Source organism: Halorubrum alkaliphilum (assembly GCF_017873815.1).
Taxonomy (GTDB): domain Archaea; phylum Halobacteriota; class Halobacteria; order Halobacteriales; family Haloferacaceae; genus Halorubrum; species Halorubrum alkaliphilum.
Window position 1 is genome coordinate 15,654 of sequence record NZ_JAGGKQ010000007.1, and the last position, 16,440, is coordinate 32,093.

The following is a 16,440-nucleotide window of genomic DNA, read 5'->3' on the forward strand; positions in this document are numbered from 1 at the left end:
TCTTAAAAAACTGTCCAAATTTCTTCGGGAACACCGTGTGATACGATTACTCGTCACCGAATCAATCGTTAGTCAACGACTCTTTCGTATAACTGAGATCGGTCCGAGCCCGAGTCGGCGATCGTCGCTCGCGTGTCGGAACGGTGTTCAGTCGCCGCCGACGGGCGTGGGGGTTCCCGACACCGACTCCGCGCTCCGCAGGACCCATGCCGCACCGAGCGCGAGCGCAAGCGCGGCCCCCAGCGCCACGAGGTTGACCTGCTGCCAGAAGCCGTCGTACAACACGAGGTCACGTCCGAGAAGCAGGGTGGTGACGAGCGCCGCCATCGACCCGGCCGCGAGCGTCCGCACCGTTCGTGCCGTCGACGCGTCGATATCGGTACGCTCGCCACGAACCCCTGCCGTCGCGCCGACCATGGCTACGATCAGCCCGAGGTGTGCCGCCAGTCCGGCAATATAAAAGGCGGCCTGTGCGCCCGGCGAATACGTTACGAACCGGACCGCCCGGGAGAAGACGGCGCTCGCGAGTACGCCGACGAGAGCGATCCCGACGGCAGCACGGAGGAGCCGAGGAGACGCACCGCGGTCCCCGCCCCAGACGGTCGCCAGCGTGAGCAGCGTGAAGATACACAGCGCGACGATCAGGTGGGCGGCGTGCGTCGAGACGGTGTAGCCGCCCGGGACCAGTCCGCCGACGGTGACGGTGATCGCCCCGACCGTGATCTGGAACGGCAGGATCGCCACTGCGAGCGTCGCCGCCAGCCGCGTCCGGCGGTCGAACCCGCCGCGCCACGCCCAGCCGGCGACACCGATGATGAGGAAGCCGGTGATCATCGCCCAGACGCGATGGAACCACTCGATGAAGTCGGGGTTGATCGTGAGCGCCGGGATTAGCTGGTCGGAACACAGCGGCCACTGGGCCTGACACGCCAGCCCGGACCCGGTCGCCGCGGTGTACACGCCGAGCGCGAACAGCGACAGCGTCATCGCGGTCGTCGCCGCCGCGTACCGCCGGAAGGTCAACCACGCGGGCCGAAGACTCATTGGATGTGATCGGGTTCGCGCGTACTTAGACCGTTCGGACGGTCCACGCGAGCGGGAACGGCGGTATATAAAAACTCGAACGGGTCCGTTGAAACAACTATTACGCGACAGCTCTGATTCGGCTCCGGCCCGTATAAGTACGGCAATGATCGATGTCGGGAGTGAGTGTATCAGACCGCTGGCGACGAGATCGTATTTAAGGGGAGTATGAGCGGTGGTGACGATCATTTATAAATAAACACTGCGGTGGCGCGCCCCGGTGAGCGGCCCGAAGGGCCGCGAACCGACGGTGCGAGGTCGCCGGCGCGACGCGCCGGCTGTCACCGGGCGAAGCCCGGTTGCCCGAGGGACTCTGTCCCTCGCTGCCAGAGGAACCAGAGGTTCCTCGCTGGAGCCCGGAACGGCGCTTATAAGCGCCGTTCCGGCGAGGCTGGGGAGGTGTGAGGTGCGGTGCGGCTGTGGGGCGGGGTGGGACTCAAAGGGGCAGTCGCGAGGACGAAGCACGCTGCAGCAAGCACCGCAGGAACGAGCAGTGAGGGACCGAAGGTCCCTCTGGCAGCCGGCGGCAGAGCCGCCGGCGACAACGCGAGTGACGAGGAGCGCAGCAAAGCGCGCGAGTCCTCGCGACTGGGGCTTTGGAGGTCGTCACCGATCCGCCACCAACCACGTATACACAGCCGCCAGCACCACCCACATCCGACTTATAAACAACCGATCATCCATATCGATATACCTACTCTCGCTGTCGCTCACGGAACGATCCCGTTCGGGGAAGCCGTTTCGTACGTATTCATGGATCGAGAATGAGTGCTCAGCGAGTCCACCGAAACGGACGCTACGGGATCGCGATCCACGGATGGATCCGATCGGAGCCGCTACCCTTTTTATACTGACTCGCCAAGCGATCGCCGTGACCGACGACGGCGAGCACTCGAACGATCCGACCCCCGAAGGCGATCTGTCGCTGGCGACGCGCGAGTCGATCGGGCGGGCAGCGAGAGCGGTCTCGGCCGGCGACTGCGTCGTCTATCCCACCGAGACGGTGTACGGGCTGGGTGCGGACGCGCTCGACCCCGACGCGGTCGAGATGGTCTTCGAGACGAAGGGTCGCGACCGCGACGCCCCGCTCTCCATGGGCGTCGCGGGCGTCGACGACGCGCTTGAACACGCTCGACCGTCACCGACCGCGCTGGCGTTCATGCGGGCGTTCCTTCCGGGTCCGATAACCGTTATCGTGCGGCGCGGGCGGGAGGTCCCGGACGCGCTGACGGCCGGTCGCGACCGCGTCGGCGTCCGCGTCCCCGACCATCCGATCGCACGGAGACTGGCCGCCGACGCGGGACCGATTACGGCGACGAGCGCCAACGTCTCAGGCGCGGGGAGCGTCACCCGCCCTACCGACCTCGACGACCGGATCCGGGAGCGCGCCGCTGTCGTGGTCGACGGCGGCGAGACGCCGGGAGCCGAGAGCACGGTCGCCGACCCCGAGGCCGGTCGGATCCATCGCCGCGGCGCGATGGCGGGCGCGGTGGAGGCGTGGCTCGCCGACTCGTCGGAGTGAAACGTCGAAGAGATACCGATCGTCGCAGCGCGACTAGACGGAGAGGTCGCCCTTGGCTTTGATCACGTCGAGCGCCTCGGCATCGACGGTGTCGACGTCGAGCCAGTGAGGGACGTACTCGCGTTTGTCGTAGACCTCACGCTCTTCTTCGGTGCCGACCGTACACCAGAGTTGGGGCTCGTCCGGGCCGTGCCAGTCGCCCTGTTTGTTGATCCCGAAACAGACCAGCTCCTCGCCCTCGTACTCGATGATCGCGTCCTTACGGATGCCGGGGTCCCCGCGGACGATGAGGTGTCGCATGCGCGGCCGTTAGCGGGTTCCGCGCTTAATCGCTTCGATACCGCCGATCGATCCGTGATCCGATACTACCGATCGATCCGTGGTCACCACCCCTTCTCGATGTCCTCGACGAGCGCGTCGAGTATCGATTCCGTCGTGTCGGCAACGATCCGTTCCATCGCCTCCGGATCGCTCGCGGTCGGGTCGCCGAGCCCGCCGAGTTCGGTCACGTCGTCGAAGTACTCGTAGCTCCGCGTCCGCGGAAACGGCTCGGCGTTCTGTGGCTCCTTGCGATCGGTTCGCACGAGATCGGGCCGGTACAGCTCGACGAAACTCGTCTCGTGGTCGCCCGCGTGGCCCCACCCCTCCCCGAACGTTTCCGTAAGGTCCTCACGCGCAAAGTCCGTCCAGTGGAGGAAATGAACCGTGAGATCGGTGTCTCGACCGAGACGATCCGCGGCGATCGAGAGCGGATCTCGGTTCCCACCGTGACAGTTCACGATCAGGAGCCGGTCGAGTCCGTGTGTCGCCACCGATTCGCCGATATCTCGAATGACGTCGACGTACGTCTCCGTCGAGAGCGTCACCGTTCCCGGGAACCGCATGTGGTGTTCCGACTGGCCGTACGGTAGCGGCGGGAGCCTGAGGAGGTCGAGGTCGAACTCGGGGGCGGCCGCCACCAGTTCGGCGGTGAGGTGGTCCGCTCGTAGCGTGTCGGTCGAAACGGGGAGATGTGTCGAGTGTTGTTCGATGCTTCCGGTCGGGAGAACGCCGAAGTCAGCGTCGTCGATGGCGTCGCCCGCCTCCTCGTGAGTCAGTCCGAACAGGTCGGCGTCGGTTTCGGGCATACTCCCGTGCGGAACGTCCGAGCCTATAGGGGTCGGGGTAGCGGCGACCGACTCACCAGTTGGCGAGGGGGATCGAAACGGGTCCGTGGCGAACCGGCCTCAGGGCGCGTAGTAGTACTCGCCGTCCCGCTTCTGCTGGCGGTCCTTCTGGGACTCGGGCTTGTTGATCCGGGGACGGCCGGTGCGCTCGTCGCGGCGGAACGTGATGTCCAGATCCGCGAGGAACTCGTTCATCCCCTCGCGCATCTCCTGTGGCGGCGTGGCGTGACCGCGCTGTGCCGGCTCGCCGTCGAACACCATTAGCCGGTCCGCGAGGAGGTCGATCATGTAGATGTCGTGGTCGATCACCATCACGGTCGCGTCGTGGTTCTCGGCGTACCGACGGATCGCGGTCGTCGCGCGGACACGCTGTTCCACGTCGAGGTGCGCGGAGGGCTCGTCCAATACGTACAGATCCGCGTCCTCAGAGAGACACGCCGCGATGGCGACTCGCTGACGCTCGCCGCCCGAGAGGTCGACCAGATCCTGCTCCATGATCCGGTCGAGCTGGAGCGGCTGGGCGATCTCGGTGTTCCAGTAGGAGGTGCCGAACTCGTCGGTGATCGAGGAGAGGAACGCGTCGACGCGCATCGGCTGGTCGATCTCGATGTACTGTGGCTTGTACGCGATGTCGAGCTGGAAGTCGAGTTCTCCGACGTCGGGCTCCAACGACCCCGCGAACAGCTTCGCGAGCGTGGACTTCCCGATCCCGTTCGGTCCGACGATCCCGAGGACCTCGGACTCGTGGATCGCGCCGCCGTCGACGTGGAGTTCGAACTCCCCGTCGCCGTAGGACTTCTCGAGGTCGGGGTACTCGACGAGCGGCGTTCCCTTCGAGGAGACTCGGGGCGCGTGCTCCTCGAAGGTGATCGCCGACGGACGGATCCGCATGTTCTCGTTGTCGAGGTATCCCTTGAGGTACTCGTTGATGCCGTTTCGGACCGATTTCGGATCCGTAATGACGCCGTACGCGCCGGGCTCACCGTACGCGACGTGGAGGGTGTCGGCGAGGAGATCGAGGATAGCGAGGTCGTGCTCGACGACGAGCATCGAGCGTTCGGCGTTCTCGTCGTTCGCCAGCTCCTGGATGAGCCGGGCGGCGACCATCCGCTGGCCGATGTCCAGGTACGGCGTGATCTCGTCGAGGAAGTAGAAGTCGGCGTCGCGGGCGAGACACGCCGCGATGGCGACACGCTGGAGCTCCCCGCCGGAGATCGAGTCGATGCTCTGGTCCATCACCGGCCGGATGTTGAGCCGGTCGATGAGGGTGTCGAGCTCGCCGCGTTCGTCAGTTTGCTCCAACAGCTCGCGGGTGTTGCCGTCGAACTGCTTCGGTATCTGGTCGACGTACTGCGGCTTGCGGGCGACGGTGACCTCTCCGTCCTTCAACGATTCGAGGTAGTTCTGGAGGCCGGTCCCGCGGAACCGGTCGAGCACGCGTTCCCAGCCGGGCTCGTCCTCGTGGTCACCGAGATTGGGGACTCGTTCGCCCGCGAGCGCGTGGACAGCGGTCGACTTTCCGATCCCGTTCGGGCCGAGGATCCCGGTGACGCTGCCGGGCTCTGGGGTCGGGAGGCCGTACAGCGCGAACGCGTTCTCGCCGTAGCGGTGGACGGGCTCCTCCTCCAACTCGGAGGGGAGGTTGATTATCTCGATGGCATCGAACGGACACTTCTCGACGCAGATGCCACAGGTCTCGCCGAGACACAGCTCCTCGGAGATGTGGATCTGGTCCGGGTCGCCCTCGGCGGTGTCCTCGCCGCGCTCGGTGATACACTCCTTGCCCGTCCGGTTGGGCGGACAGTAGTTGGCACACTCGTAGTTACAGCGGTCGGGCTGGCACCGATCCAGATCGACCACTGCGATGCTGTCGTCGGCCATCTCAGAACCCCACTTCGGAGGTGAGGAGGACAGTGTAGCTGATGAACCACAGCGTGAACGTCATGAACGCCACGTAGAGGTTGTCCTTGACGCCGAAGTCGCCGACGCCGATGACCTTGTACAGCGGGTACTGGACGAGCACGAACGCGCCCATCACGAGGACGGCGGTCGTGCTCGTGGCGGCGGCATCGCCGGTCCCGACGTACGCAGTCGACACCACGCCCGCGGCGATCCCTGCGAGACAACAGATCGTGGTGACGACCACGCTCCGGGCGTGGCCGGTGATTCCCGAGTCGTCGCTCATACCTACGGTTCCGCAACCGCCGGTGAAAAGCCGTTCGTTCCGTCCCCTTCGGTCGAACCGCCCGTTTCGACTCCTACAGCGGGCTTCAGGAACCGGTCGAACCGCGTGAACCATGGGAGCCTCCCCATGATCGCGGGGTCGCTCGGAGGGACCCCCCCGTGTCGCCATCGCGATCGTCACGGTCCGGTCGAGATCGTCACGGTCCGGTCGAGATCGTCACGATCCGGGATCGAGGGATCGCGCGCGAGAAATATGACTGACTGACTAGTCAGTCTACGGGAGATATGCGGAAGTTATTGCTGGTTATTCGCACACTTATCGGCAATAGTGTCTGGTACTTGGGACGAAACGGCGGGTTTTCCATCAACATTTATCCCGATGTGCGGTTTCAAATTGTACTGATGGCTGGAACCCAAACGGAGGGTCTCGACGACCTCCCACCGAGCGCCAAACTCGTCTTCAAGGTACTCGAATACAACGGAGCGCTGACGCAGAAGGGGATCGTCGAGGAGTCGATGTTGTCGGCTCGAACCGTCCGCTACGCGCTCGAACGACTCGAGGGGATCGACGTGGTCGACGAGGACGTCTACTTCGCCGACGCCCGACAGAGCCTTTATAAACTCACCGACCCCGCACAGGAGTTCACGAGCGATGACGGTGACGTGTCCTGTACCGCGGACTAACCGCGTTCGGCATCCGTGACCTCACGCGCCCCGCGAACCGCCTCCAGAACGGTGAGTGCTATCGCGACCAACAACGACAGCGTCGCCGCCAGCACGAACGCCAGCAGGAGAAACCAGACGTCCGGACTGAACAGGGGGTACTCACGGGTCTCGACCAGGGACCACGGAAGGAGTTCCAGCGTCCGAACGAGGTATAGCGCCACCGCGGCGATCGCCCCGACGACGACGCCTGTACGGACGTTCCGATAGAACTCCAGCGACTCGAGGAGGACGAGCATCGGGGGTTTCTCCGACGAGGCTTCCGATGTCGGTCGGTTCTCGGACGTATCGTCGCTCACGCGCGCCTGTTGTAGCCGTGTCAGCAAAGAGGCGTCGAAACGCGTTAGAGGAGCGATCCGCGGTCGCCCGGTCGATGTCGACGATCACCCCGCCGACGCGATCGGTAGGCATCAAGTACGGGGACCCCGTACCCGTACACATGAAACGCGTTCTGCTCTCCGAGTTCCCGATGATCGACCCGGAAACGTACCGGACGCGGCTCGGGACCGCGGTCGACGAGGACGTCGAGATCGAGGTCGCGCCGCTCGGCTCCACGGAGCGGCTGATCGACGCCGCTCAGGGGTTTGATGCCGTCGTTACCGACATCAACACGCCGGTCACCGCGGAGGCAATCGCGGCGCTCTCGCCGGAGCTCGACGTCGTCGTCCGGTCGGCGGTCGGCGTCGACAACGTCGACGTCGCGGCCGCGGCCGACGCCGGAGTGACCGTAACGCGGGTCCCCGACTACTGTACCGACGAGGTCGCGACCCACTCGGTTTCGCTGTTGTTGAGCTGTCTCCGATCGCTGAAAGCGTACGACGACGCGGTCGCGACCGGCGGCTGGAGCTGGGAGGACGGTCGCCCGATCCGCCGGCTGAGGGCGTCGACCGTGGGGCTCCTCTCGTTCGGCCCCATCGCGCAGCGGGCAGCCGAACAGCTCTCCGGGTTCGACGCGGAGCTCGTCGCGTACGACCCGTTCGCCGACGCCGAGGCGATGGACCCGTATGGCGTCGAGAAGGTCGAGTTCGACGAGCTGTTCGATCGGAGCGACCACGTCGCGGTATACGCCCCCCTGACGGACTCCACTCGGGGGATGGTCGACGCGGACGCGCTCGCGCGACTCACACCTGATTCGGTCGTCGTCAACGTGGGTCGCGGCCCCGTGATCGACGAGGACGCACTCCTCGACGCGCTCGACTCGGGGACGATCAAGGCCGCGGGGCTGGACGTGCTCGCCGAGGAGCCGCCCGCGGACGACCCCCTCGTCGGACGACCGGACACGGTGGTCACCCCCCACGCCGCGTGGTACAGCGAGGACGCCTACGACGACCTGAACCGGAGCGCCGCGGACGACGTCGCCGCCGTATTGAACGGCGAGGTGCCGGCCGGCCGGGTCGACCCGGACGCGGACTGGGTGTAGCAACCTCGACCGCACCAATATACGAACGCGTCGCGCTCGAACGACGCCGATAAACCGACAGCGGGCCTATGGAAACCAAATGGGAGGCAAAGACGACTACTACAACCGGTCGAAACAGCAGGGGTATCGGAGCCGCTCCTCGTACAAGCTGAAACAGTTGGACGAGGACGCGGACCTCCTCGGCCACGGCGACACCGTCGTCGACCTCGGGGCCGCGCCGGGCGGTTGGCTTCAGGTCGCCGCCGAAGCGGTCGGCGAGACGGGCACCGTCGTCGGCGTCGACCTCCAGCGGATCGAGGACCTCGACGAGCACGACGTGGAGACCATCCGCGGAGATATGACCGAGGAGCGCACCCGACACTACCTTCGGGAGGCGGTCGGCGAGGGCGGTGCCGACGTCGTCGTGAGCGACATGGCCCCCAACATGACCGGCGAGTACTCGCTGGATCACGCCCGGTCGGTCCACCTCGCGCGGCAGGCGTTCGATGTCGCACTGGAGCTCCTCGAACCGGGCGGCGACTTCGTCGTGAAGGTGTTCCAAGGGGAGGACCTCGACGCGCTCCGCGCGGACGTGAGCGAGGAGTTCGAGTACGTCAAGACGAACTCCCCGCCCGCGTCGCGTGACGCCTCCTCGGAGGTGTACCTCGTCGCGAAGGGGTTGCTCACCGCGCCCGTCGAGATCGGCGATCGGATCGAAGTCACCGTCGAGGAGCGCGGCGAGGAAGGAGACGGTATCGCCTACGTCGAGGGATACTCGATCTTCGTCCCTGACGTTGAACCCGGCGAGACCGTCGAAGTCGTCGTCGACGACGTGAAACCGCGGTTCGGGTTCGCCGAGCGGATCGATCCGGACGCGGAGTCGGATTCCTCCCACGACTGAAGCCGTGGGCTTCCTCCTCGTTCCTCCGTGAACGAGCATCTCACTCGCGACGGGGCACACCGGAGCCGTCCGGACGGACTCATCTCGGTGTACCGAGCGGCTGAGAAACCGGTCAGTACAGCAGTTCGTCGTCGTTCTCGATCATGTACAGCGCGCGAGCCGCGATGTTAACCGCGTGGTCGCCGACCCGTTCGAGGTCGCGGATCGTGAGCAGCAGCCGGGAGACGTTCTCCATCGTCGCCTCCACGTCCTCGTCGTCGCGGAACCGGTCCTCTTCGATGAGGTCGCGGACGACGAGGTCGCTGGCGGCCTCGCACGCCGCGTCGATGTCGTCGTCCATCTCCGCGACCTCGTAACACCGGGCTGGGTCGGACTCCGCGTACGCCTCCATCGCGATCTCGAGCATCTCTAGGGTGTCGACGCCGATCCGTTGAACGTCGACGTCCGGAAACACCTCACGCTCGGCCGTGCCGGCGTAGCGGCCGAGGTTGGTCGCCAGGTCGGCGATCCGTTCGAGATCGGTGATGATCTTGAACGACGCGGCAATGAACCGGAGATCGCCCGCGACCGGCTGTTGGAGCGCGATGAGGTCGGTACACTCACCTTCCAGCTCCAAGTAGAGCTCGTTGATCTCGGCGTCACCGGTGATGACCTCCTCGCCGAGTTCGCCGTCCTGCTGTTCTAACGCGTCGAGGGCGAGCCGAAGCCGGTCCGCGACGAGTTCGCTCATGTAGAGCACGTCGTCGCGGAGTCCCTCGAGTTTCGTCTGATACTGTTCGCGTGGCATGGTCTTGGTCGATGAGTGGAGTCGACGAATAAAAACACGTCGCACACGTGACGATCCGGAGGATCGTTCAGGAGGTATACCGTCCGAACTCGTGGCTCGCAGGGTCGGCACGGACGCCGGTCTCCTCGACACGAGCGTTCACAGAAATGGGTTGGGGCGGATTTGAACCGCCGGCCTCCTCCATGTCAAGGAGGTGTCATAACCGGACTAGACTACCAACCCGCCGGGGCTTACTGACGCATTTCGAGGTACCCGGGGGACGTAATTGAACCTTTCGGAACGGGGTCCGGCGTGGGGATCCAACCCACGAACGGGGACCGTGGACGAGCGTGACACGCCACGCGATCGACCGGTTTTACTGGGTCGCCGCGAGTCCTTCCGTATGGTCGATCTCTCAGCGCGTGCGGAGCGGTTGGACTCCTATCTCGAGACGCGCGGACTCGAAGCGGTCTGGTTCGCCCGGCCGAACGGCTTCGCGTGGCTGGTCGGCGGCGACAACGTCGTCGACGCGGACGCCCCCCACGGCGTCGCCGCCGCCGGCTACGACGGCGAGTTCCGGGTCATTACCGACGACATCGAGGCCGACCGACTCGTCGACGAGGAACTCCCGGAGGCCGTGGCCACCGAGTCGTTCCCGTGGCACACGGACTCGCTCGCGGGAGCCGTCGCCGAGCGCTCTCCGGCTCCCGCCGCAGCCGACTTCGACGTCCCCGGGTTCGAGGACGCGGACGCGAGCGCGCTCCGCCAGCCGCTCACCGACGACGACGTGGAGCGCTATCGCGAACTCGGCCGCGAGGTCGCCGCCGCGGTCGAGACCGTCTGTCGGAACCTCGAACCCGAGGACCCCGAGTACGAGGTGGCTGCCGGGATCGACATCTCGCTGTCCTCCCGTGACGTGAACACCCCGGTCGTGCTCGTCGGGGGCAGCGAGCGCGCCCGGACGTACCGACACTTCACCCCGAGCGACGCGACCCTCGACGACTACGCGCTCGTCTCCGTCACGGCCGAACGAGCCGGGCTGTACGCCTCGATCACTCGGACCGTCGCGTTCGACGCCCCGGAGTGGCTGGAGGAGCGACATCGCGCCGCCGCCCGAGTCGAAGCGACCGCGCTCGCAGCGACCCGGGCCGCCGCGACCGGCGATCTCGGCGACGGCAACGGACACGGAACCGCCGGCGACGTGTTCGACGCGATCCGGGAAGCGTACGCCGCCGTCGGGTTCGAGGGGGAGTGGAAACGCCACCACCAGGGCGGCGCGGCGGGGTTCGACGGCCGCGAGTGGATCGCGACCCCCGAGAGCGACGAACCGGTGACCGAGCCGATGGGCTACGCGTGGAACCCCACGATACAGGGGGCGAAAAGCGAGGACACGTACCTCGTCGCGAGGGATCGATACGAGACGCTGACGAAGACCGGCCAGTGGCCGACCCACGAGGTGGAGTCAGTGGCAGTCGACGGCGTTCCGAGCGAGACGTTCGAGCGACACGCGCCGGTGATTCGCTGAGACGGGCGTCGCGGTCGCCGGACGTTGCGACCGACGAGTGCGACAGTTGCCGATCAGTAGACGTACTCGTCCTCGCGGATCGTCACGTAGTCCCGTTTTGTCTTCCGCTTGTTCCACTTGTAGCCGAGCAGGAGCTTCATCGACTCCCAGCCCGAGCGGTACGGCTGTGAGAGCAGTCCGTCGCTCGTCTCGGCACCGAGCATCGCGTCCGCCGCGCCGATGACGCGGTTCCAGTCGTCCGGGTCGTACTCGGCGACCATGTCCGCCATCGTGACGTTCCGGACGATCTCGTCGCCGATCGCCTCCTTCCAGCGACGGTTGTAAGCGGCCAGGTCGCCTTCGGCCGCCAACTCGCCCGCGATCGCTCCCGTCCGAACGGCGACGTGGTCGCCGCCTTCGTGGAACGCCGAGGTCGTCCCCATCGCACCGCCGACGACCGCGATCCCCGCCTCGACCGGCGAGTCGATCGGGCGAGTCGACGAGATCGGATACGTCTCCGTGCCGTTCCGTTTGCCCCCGTCCTCGACGACGGGGAACGCCGACTCGATGTCGTACTCGTCGCCGTACTGCCATTCGAGCAGCCGGTCGATGTACTCTGAGCCGCTCGGGATCGAGTCGTCGTCCACGGAGAGCAACTCGTACTCGTCGGCGTCGAACGCGTCGATGTCCATCCCGATCGGCATCGTCAGCCCGATCCGGCAGACGCGGTCGGCGTTGGGGAAGATCCACGGATAAGCGGTCTCGCCGGGTATCACGCCCCACCAGAAGACGATCGCGTCGTCGAACTCCGCGTACACCTCCTCGGGGACCCGTCGATACTCCTGATACGCGATGTGGTTCGCCTCCGGGGGCGCGAGCCGATCCGAGCCGCCCTCGCCCGCGGGGAGGTACTCGTCGAGCACCCGGTTCGTGACGGTTCGCTGTGGCCCGTCGGCGAGCACGACGAAGCCGGCGCCGATCGACTCGCCGGAGGCGAGTTCGAGAGTGTGGCGGGGCTCCTCGTCGCCGGGATCGACCGAAAGGTCCGTGTCGACGCCGCGAACCGACTCGCCGACCCGGTACTCCGCACCGGCGTCCTCGGCGCGGTCGCGCATCCAGTCGTCGAAGCGTGCGCGCTGGAAGGTGTAGCCGAACCCGTCATAGGAGGACTCGATGCCGGTGGAGTACAGCGTCGCCGACTCGCTCGGCCCGCGGAACTCCGCCCGGTTCAGTTCCCGCTGGAGGATCCCGTCGTCGAACTCGTCGGGGTGGATCCCCATGATGTCCACCCAGTAGTCCAGGATTCCGGCGGCGTCGGTCGAGTCCGGACCCAGCCCCTCTCGGTCGGCCCGCGGCACCCCCTTCTCGAGGGCGAGGGCGTCGGCACCGGCACGTGCGGCCGCGTGCGCCGCAGCGGAGCCGGCCGGACCGCCACCAACGATGGCGACGTCTACGCGTTCCATGTTCGGAGAGGTCGCCGTTCCAGTATTAAATTCACGGTGTTCCCGGGCCGGTCTCTCCTCTCGGCGCGGAGTCGGCGTCACGAACGGGAACGAACGACGAAACACGGCCACAACCGTGTCTAAACCCTTATGAGCACGGGCGTGCCAGTCTCAGCCGTATGAGCGACCTCCCGGACGACTTCGACTGTACCGTCACCAACTGGGAGTACATCTATGGGCTCTGTCGAAACGTCTCTAATGGCGTGAAACGCGACGAGTTCCAACCCGACGTCGTCGTCGCGCTCGCGCGCGGTGGATGGTTCGCGGGGCGGTGTATCTGTGACTTCCTCGGGCTCGACGACCTCACGAGTCTCAAGATGGAACACTACGTCGGAACCGCCGAGAAGGCGGACGAGCCGCAGATACGCTACCCGATGCCGGAGGGAAGCGTCGAGGGGAAGGACGTCCTCATCATCGACGACATCGCCGACACCGGCGGGTCGATCCGACGCGCCGAGGAGTACGTCGAGGACCGGAACGCCGGCTCGGTGCGCACGGCGACCCTCCAACTGCTCGGGACCTCGGAGTTCGAGCCCGACTTCGTCGGCGAGCGTCTCGAACGGTGGACGTGGGTCGTCTACCCGTGGAACTTCATCGAGGACATGATAGACATCATCGAGGGGGCAATGGAGCGTGCCGACGCGACGACGTTCGACCGCGAGGCGATCCGCCATCACCTTGACGCGGACCACGGCGTCGGCCGGATCGAGATGGAGGTCGCACAGCCGGGCCGGCTCGACGAAGTACTCGACGAGATGGTCCGTCGCGACGTGCTCGAACGGACCGGCATCGAGCAGTGGACGCTCGTCGAGTGACCGCGGGGGAAATGAACGATAGATCCGAATGAGCGACCGCGATATCGACGTCGCCGAAGTCGACGACGACCCGGTTCCCACCGAGGCCGACGACTGACTCGCTGACGCACGTCGGCTACGGCTCCTTCTCGTCCGTTTCGTCCGCGAACGTCTCCCGAAGGAGTCGGATGGCCGTCCGCTTCGTCCCCTCCGGAACGAACACGAAGGGGATCGGCACGTCGAACGCGCGGTCGCCGTACAACCCCCACTCGCCGACTGAGCGGGTCGTTCCCCCGTACGCGATGGGGATGTCCTCCAACTCGTCCGGGTCGTACGCGGGCACGTACGAGCGGTCGATCCACACCTCGTGTGTCGGTACGTCCAGCGCCTCCGCGAGCATCCGCTCCAGCCGGTCGTCCTCCGCAACCAGCCACGCGGTGAAATCGTCGAGGTCGCCAGTACGGCCGCCGAGTTCGGATCCGATCCGGTCGGCGAGTGCGATCCGGTGTTTCCAACAGGTGTCGGGGAATCGCCGCCCGCGGAAGCGGTCGTACATCGAGGCCAGCGTGGAGTCCGGGTTCTCTCGGGCGGCGATCCGAAGCCGTTCGAGCACCGTGTTGTCGTCCAACTCGCGACCGAGAACGCCGTCGACCGTGACGGGGCTCTCGCCGGTTTCCGCCTCGTACTCGCCGAGCATCGCTTGGAGGAGACGGTTCGCGTACACCGCCTTGTGGTGTTGTGTGACCCACATGTACAACGCGATGCGGCCTTCGAGGTAGTTGCCGATCGTCGACAGTGCCTTCTCGGTGAGCGCCAACCCCTCCTCGGGATGGGCGGTGTACGCGTCGACCATCCGGTCGACGTCGAAGCTCAACACGCCCGCGCCGGTCATGCGGTTGTCGCGGGTGATGTAGTCGAGCCGATCGACATCGATCGGCGAGTGGAGGAGCTGCGCGCCGACGCCGTACTGCCACGCCTCACCGCGCTCGTACGCGAGGCTGTAGCCGAGCACGTACCCGCACACTTCGAAGGGGTCGACGTCGAACGCCCGGATCGCGTCGCCGTACTCCTCGACGATCAGCACGCAGCCGAGCAGCTCGTGGGGGCTCGCGGCGCGGAGCGGCTCGCCACCGACGCCCGCCTCGTCGAAGGCGTCGACCAGCCCGGTGTCGACGATCCGCTCGCGCAGCGTCGTCTCGTCGAGTAACCCTTCGGATAGGTGTGAGAAGGGCGGATGGCCGACGTCATGGAGCAGGCACGCACACTCCAAGGTGCGCTGGATCTCCTCGATCTCGTCGATGTCGGCGTCCCGCGTGAAGTACGACTGCCCGCGGAGGTTCTCGAAGACGGTTCGCCCGAGGTGGTAGACCCCGAGCGAGTGCTCGAAGCGGGTGTGGTTCGCGCCGGGATACACGAGATGGGTGGCCGAGAGCTGTCGGACGTATCGCAGCCGCTGGAACGGGCGGGTGTCGACGACGCCGTCGACGAGCGCGTCCGGCAACTCCACGTAGCCGTGTACCGGGTCCTTGATCTGTGTGATCCCCATCGAACGGTCCGATCGACGTCGCCTCACGACCTCGGTCTTTCGGTTCCGGACGCGGTCGTCGCGGGTCGACCGCGGGCCGACCGCGTCGATTCCGTCCGTATAAGTAACGAGAGCCGCGACGGTCGGGTATGGTATCGGACGGGCGCGAGGCGAGCGAGGCCGACGGACCGGACGGCCGGGAACCGGCCGGCGATGACGGAACCGGCTCCCCCATCGTCGACCGATGGCTCGCGCTCGACCGCGGCTGGCAGGCGCTCGCGCTCGGACTCGGTATCGTCGCAGTCCACGTCGCGATAGGGGTCGCGGCCGCACCGTTCCGATGAGCGTCGTCGACGCCGCTCGTCCGTACGCGCCCGGCCTCGCGCTGCTCGTCGCCGGCGCGGTCGGCGCGCACCTTCTCGCGGGCGCGGTCGACGGACTCCAGCCGCTCGTCGTCGCCGTCGCGCTCGGCGTCGTCGGCGGCAACACCGTCGGGACGCCGGCGGCGGCGGAGCCGGGAGTCGACGTCGACAAGCTCTGTTTGGAGACCGGAATCGTGCTGCTCGGCGCGGCGGTCGTCGTCGACGAGTTCCTTGCCGCCGGGCCGACCGTGCTGGGACTCGTTCTCGGGACGGTCGCCGGCGGACTCCTGCTCGCCGAACTGATCGCCCGGCTCCTCTTTCGACTGGACGGGACGACGCCGTCGCTGCTCGCGGCGGGGACGAGCATCTGCGGGGTCTCCGCGGTCGTCGCCGTCGGGCGCGTGCTCGACGCGCGCGGCGCAGCGATCACCTTTGCGGCGGCAACGATCCTGCTTTTCGACGCGATCACCCTCGTCGCGTTCCCGCTCGCCGGCGAGTGGCTCGGACTGACGAGCCGGGAGTTCGGCGTCTGGGCCGGCCTCAGCATGTTCTCAACCGGTCCCGTCGCCGCGGCGGGGTTCGCCCACTCGCCGGAGGCCGGCCAGTGGGCGACCGTGACGAAGCTCGCGCGCAACTCGCTTCTCGGCGGCGTCGCGATCGCCTACTCGGTGGCGTACACCGCCCGATCGGCGACTGAACCCGGCGTGCGCCGGCTGTGGGCGGAGTTCCCGAAGTTCCTCCTCGGCTTTCTCGTCGTCGCCGCCGTCGCCAACAGCGGGCTGCTCTCGCCGGCCGCGCTCGACTCGATCGGCCGCATCTCCGACGCGCTCTTTACCCTCGCGTTCGTCGGTCTCGGCCTCTCGATCCGGCTCCGCGAGATGCGAGCGGTCGGCGGGGCGGCCGTCGGAGCCGTCCTCATCCACCTGCTCGTCGTCAGCGCGGTGACGCTGGCGGCGGTGCGGTGGCTGCTGTGAGCGTGACCGACCTGTTCCGGTGCCCGCCGCGAGAC

At 66.7% G+C, this 16,440-nt stretch carries 17 protein-coding genes and 1 tRNA gene; 8 read left to right on the forward strand and 10 right to left on the reverse strand.

Going from position 1 to position 16,440, the window contains the following annotated elements; all coding sequences use genetic code 11:
- Positions 1 to 147 precede the first annotated feature (147 nt).
- Positions 148 to 987: a COX15/CtaA family protein gene (locus tag J2751_RS06475; protein ID WP_209484531.1), complete on the reverse strand. Its 840-nt coding sequence runs from the start codon at positions 985 to 987 to the stop codon at positions 148 to 150.
- 1,015 nt (positions 988 to 2,002) lie between these two features.
- Between J2751_RS06475 and J2751_RS06480 the strand changes: the two genes are divergently transcribed.
- On the forward strand, positions 2,003 to 2,605 hold the full coding sequence (locus J2751_RS06480) for an L-threonylcarbamoyladenylate synthase (RefSeq protein WP_245202659.1): 603 nt from the start codon (positions 2,003 to 2,005) through the stop codon (positions 2,603 to 2,605).
- Between the two features lie 33 nt (positions 2,606 to 2,638).
- Here the strand turns inward: J2751_RS06480 and J2751_RS06485 are convergent, their stop codons facing one another.
- The 4 genes from J2751_RS06485 to J2751_RS06500 all read right to left on the reverse strand — a co-directional run bounded on the left by J2751_RS06485 (position 2,639) and on the right by J2751_RS06500 (position 5,956).
- Positions 2,639 to 2,905, reverse strand: coding sequence for an HAH_0734 family protein (locus J2751_RS06485; RefSeq protein ID WP_209484326.1), 267 nt, complete (start codon positions 2,903 to 2,905; stop codon positions 2,639 to 2,641).
- Between the two features lie 83 nt (positions 2,906 to 2,988).
- Positions 2,989 to 3,732 carry a creatininase family protein gene (locus J2751_RS06490; RefSeq protein ID WP_209484328.1) on the reverse strand — a complete coding sequence of 248 codons (744 nt, stop codon included), beginning with the start codon at positions 3,730 to 3,732 and terminating at the stop codon, positions 2,989 to 2,991.
- A 99-nt stretch (positions 3,733 to 3,831) separates the two neighbouring features.
- On the reverse strand, positions 3,832 to 5,652 hold the full coding sequence (locus J2751_RS06495; RefSeq protein WP_209484330.1) for a ribosome biogenesis/translation initiation ATPase RLI: 1,821 nt from the start codon (positions 5,650 to 5,652) through the stop codon (positions 3,832 to 3,834).
- Between the two features lies 1 nt (position 5,653).
- The gene (locus J2751_RS06500) at positions 5,654 to 5,956 is read right to left on the reverse strand and encodes an EMC6-like membrane protein (RefSeq protein WP_209484332.1); all 303 of its coding nucleotides are present in this window, start codon (positions 5,954 to 5,956) and stop codon (positions 5,654 to 5,656) included.
- A gap of 401 nt (positions 5,957 to 6,357) precedes the next feature.
- Between J2751_RS06500 and J2751_RS06505 the strand changes: the two genes are divergently transcribed.
- Positions 6,358 to 6,639, forward strand: a complete 282-nt coding sequence (locus J2751_RS06505; RefSeq protein WP_209484334.1) for a MarR family transcriptional regulator — start codon at positions 6,358 to 6,360, stop codon at positions 6,637 to 6,639.
- Here J2751_RS06505 and J2751_RS06510 read toward each other — a convergent pair.
- Positions 6,636 to 6,977, reverse strand: a complete 342-nt coding sequence (locus tag J2751_RS06510) for a DUF7536 family protein (RefSeq protein WP_449405237.1) — start codon at positions 6,975 to 6,977, stop codon at positions 6,636 to 6,638. The two genes, J2751_RS06505 and J2751_RS06510, sit on opposite strands and share 4 nt — an antisense overlap.
- Positions 6,978 to 7,117: 140 nt before the next feature.
- Here J2751_RS06510 and J2751_RS06515 point away from each other — a divergent pair, with 140 nt between their 5' ends.
- Both J2751_RS06515 and J2751_RS06520 read left to right on the forward strand, forming a co-directional pair.
- On the forward strand, positions 7,118 to 8,098 hold the full coding sequence (locus J2751_RS06515; protein WP_209484535.1) for a C-terminal binding protein: 981 nt from the start codon (positions 7,118 to 7,120) through the stop codon (positions 8,096 to 8,098).
- A gap of 79 nt (positions 8,099 to 8,177) precedes the next feature.
- Complete coding sequence (locus J2751_RS06520; RefSeq protein WP_209484336.1) at positions 8,178 to 8,978, forward strand: SAM-dependent methyltransferase; 801 nt, start codon at positions 8,178 to 8,180, stop codon at positions 8,976 to 8,978.
- Between the two features lie 112 nt (positions 8,979 to 9,090).
- Here J2751_RS06520 and phoU read toward each other — a convergent pair whose 3' ends face one another.
- Positions 9,091 to 9,765 carry a phosphate signaling complex protein PhoU gene (gene phoU / locus J2751_RS06525; protein ID WP_209484338.1) on the reverse strand — a complete coding sequence of 225 codons (675 nt, stop codon included), beginning with the start codon at positions 9,763 to 9,765 and terminating at the stop codon, positions 9,091 to 9,093.
- Between the two features lie 147 nt (positions 9,766 to 9,912).
- A tRNA-Val gene (locus J2751_RS06530) sits at positions 9,913 to 9,987 on the reverse strand.
- Positions 9,988 to 10,147: 160 nt separating this feature from the next.
- Between J2751_RS06530 and J2751_RS06535 the strand changes: the two genes are divergently transcribed.
- Entirely contained in the window at positions 10,148 to 11,269 is a 1,122-nt protein-coding gene (locus J2751_RS06535; RefSeq protein WP_209484340.1) for a M24 family metallopeptidase, read from the forward strand.
- 53 nt (positions 11,270 to 11,322) lie between these two features.
- Here the strand turns inward: J2751_RS06535 and J2751_RS06540 are convergent, their stop codons facing one another.
- Positions 11,323 to 12,711, reverse strand: a complete 1,389-nt coding sequence (locus J2751_RS06540) for an NAD(P)/FAD-dependent oxidoreductase (protein ID WP_209484342.1) — start codon at positions 12,709 to 12,711, stop codon at positions 11,323 to 11,325.
- Positions 12,712 to 12,869: 158 nt separating this feature from the next.
- Between J2751_RS06540 and J2751_RS06545 the strand changes: the two genes are divergently transcribed.
- A complete protein-coding gene (locus J2751_RS06545) occupies positions 12,870 to 13,565 on the forward strand; it encodes a phosphoribosyltransferase (RefSeq protein ID WP_209484344.1) in 696 nt (231 codons plus the stop codon).
- A 115-nt stretch (positions 13,566 to 13,680) separates the two neighbouring features.
- Here the strand turns inward: J2751_RS06545 and J2751_RS06550 are convergent, their stop codons facing one another.
- On the reverse strand, positions 13,681 to 15,090 hold the full coding sequence (locus J2751_RS06550; protein ID WP_209484346.1) for an HD domain-containing protein: 1,410 nt from the start codon (positions 15,088 to 15,090) through the stop codon (positions 13,681 to 13,683).
- Between the two features lie 128 nt (positions 15,091 to 15,218).
- On the opposite strand from J2751_RS06550, the gene J2751_RS06555 reads away from it, so the two are divergent.
- On the forward strand, positions 15,219 to 15,413 hold the full coding sequence (locus J2751_RS06555; protein WP_209484348.1) for a hypothetical protein: 195 nt from the start codon (positions 15,219 to 15,221) through the stop codon (positions 15,411 to 15,413).
- Entirely contained in the window at positions 15,410 to 16,405 is a 996-nt protein-coding gene (locus J2751_RS06560; protein WP_209484350.1) for a YeiH family protein, read from the forward strand. The genes J2751_RS06555 and J2751_RS06560 overlap by 4 nt, the downstream gene beginning before the upstream one ends.
- Positions 16,406 to 16,440 lie beyond the last annotated feature (35 nt).

Bases quoted from the DNA above. Each gene is read 5' to 3' on its own strand.
- J2751_RS06515 (WP_209484535.1), top strand. From the start codon at position 7,118: ATGAAACGCGTTCTGCTCTCCGAGTTCCCGATGATCGACCCGGAAACG.
- J2751_RS06500 (WP_209484332.1), bottom strand. From the start codon at position 5,956: ATGAGCGACGACTCGGGAATCACCGGCCACGCCCGGAGCGTGGTCGTC.
- J2751_RS06495 (WP_209484330.1), bottom strand. From the start codon at position 5,652: ATGGCCGACGACAGCATCGCAGTGGTCGATCTGGATCGGTGCCAGCCC.
- J2751_RS06555 (WP_209484348.1), top strand. From the start codon at position 15,219: ATGGTATCGGACGGGCGCGAGGCGAGCGAGGCCGACGGACCGGACGGC.
- J2751_RS06485 (WP_209484326.1), bottom strand. From the start codon at position 2,905: ATGCGACACCTCATCGTCCGCGGGGACCCCGGCATCCGTAAGGACGCG.
- J2751_RS06535 (WP_209484340.1), top strand. From the start codon at position 10,148: ATGGTCGATCTCTCAGCGCGTGCGGAGCGGTTGGACTCCTATCTCGAG.
- J2751_RS06540 (WP_209484342.1), bottom strand. From the start codon at position 12,711: ATGGAACGCGTAGACGTCGCCATCGTTGGTGGCGGTCCGGCCGGCTCC.
- J2751_RS06475 (WP_209484531.1), bottom strand. From the start codon at position 987: ATGACGCTGTCGCTGTTCGCGCTCGGCGTGTACACCGCGGCGACCGGG.
- J2751_RS06550 (WP_209484346.1), bottom strand. From the start codon at position 15,090: ATGGGGATCACACAGATCAAGGACCCGGTACACGGCTACGTGGAGTTG.
- J2751_RS06520 (WP_209484336.1), top strand. From the start codon at position 8,178: ATGGGAGGCAAAGACGACTACTACAACCGGTCGAAACAGCAGGGGTAT.
- phoU (WP_209484338.1), bottom strand. From the start codon at position 9,765: ATGCCACGCGAACAGTATCAGACGAAACTCGAGGGACTCCGCGACGAC.
- J2751_RS06560 (WP_209484350.1), top strand. From the start codon at position 15,410: ATGAGCGTCGTCGACGCCGCTCGTCCGTACGCGCCCGGCCTCGCGCTG.
- J2751_RS06545 (WP_209484344.1), top strand. From the start codon at position 12,870: ATGAGCGACCTCCCGGACGACTTCGACTGTACCGTCACCAACTGGGAG.
- J2751_RS06490 (WP_209484328.1), bottom strand. From the start codon at position 3,732: ATGCCCGAAACCGACGCCGACCTGTTCGGACTGACTCACGAGGAGGCG.
- J2751_RS06505 (WP_209484334.1), top strand. From the start codon at position 6,358: ATGGCTGGAACCCAAACGGAGGGTCTCGACGACCTCCCACCGAGCGCC.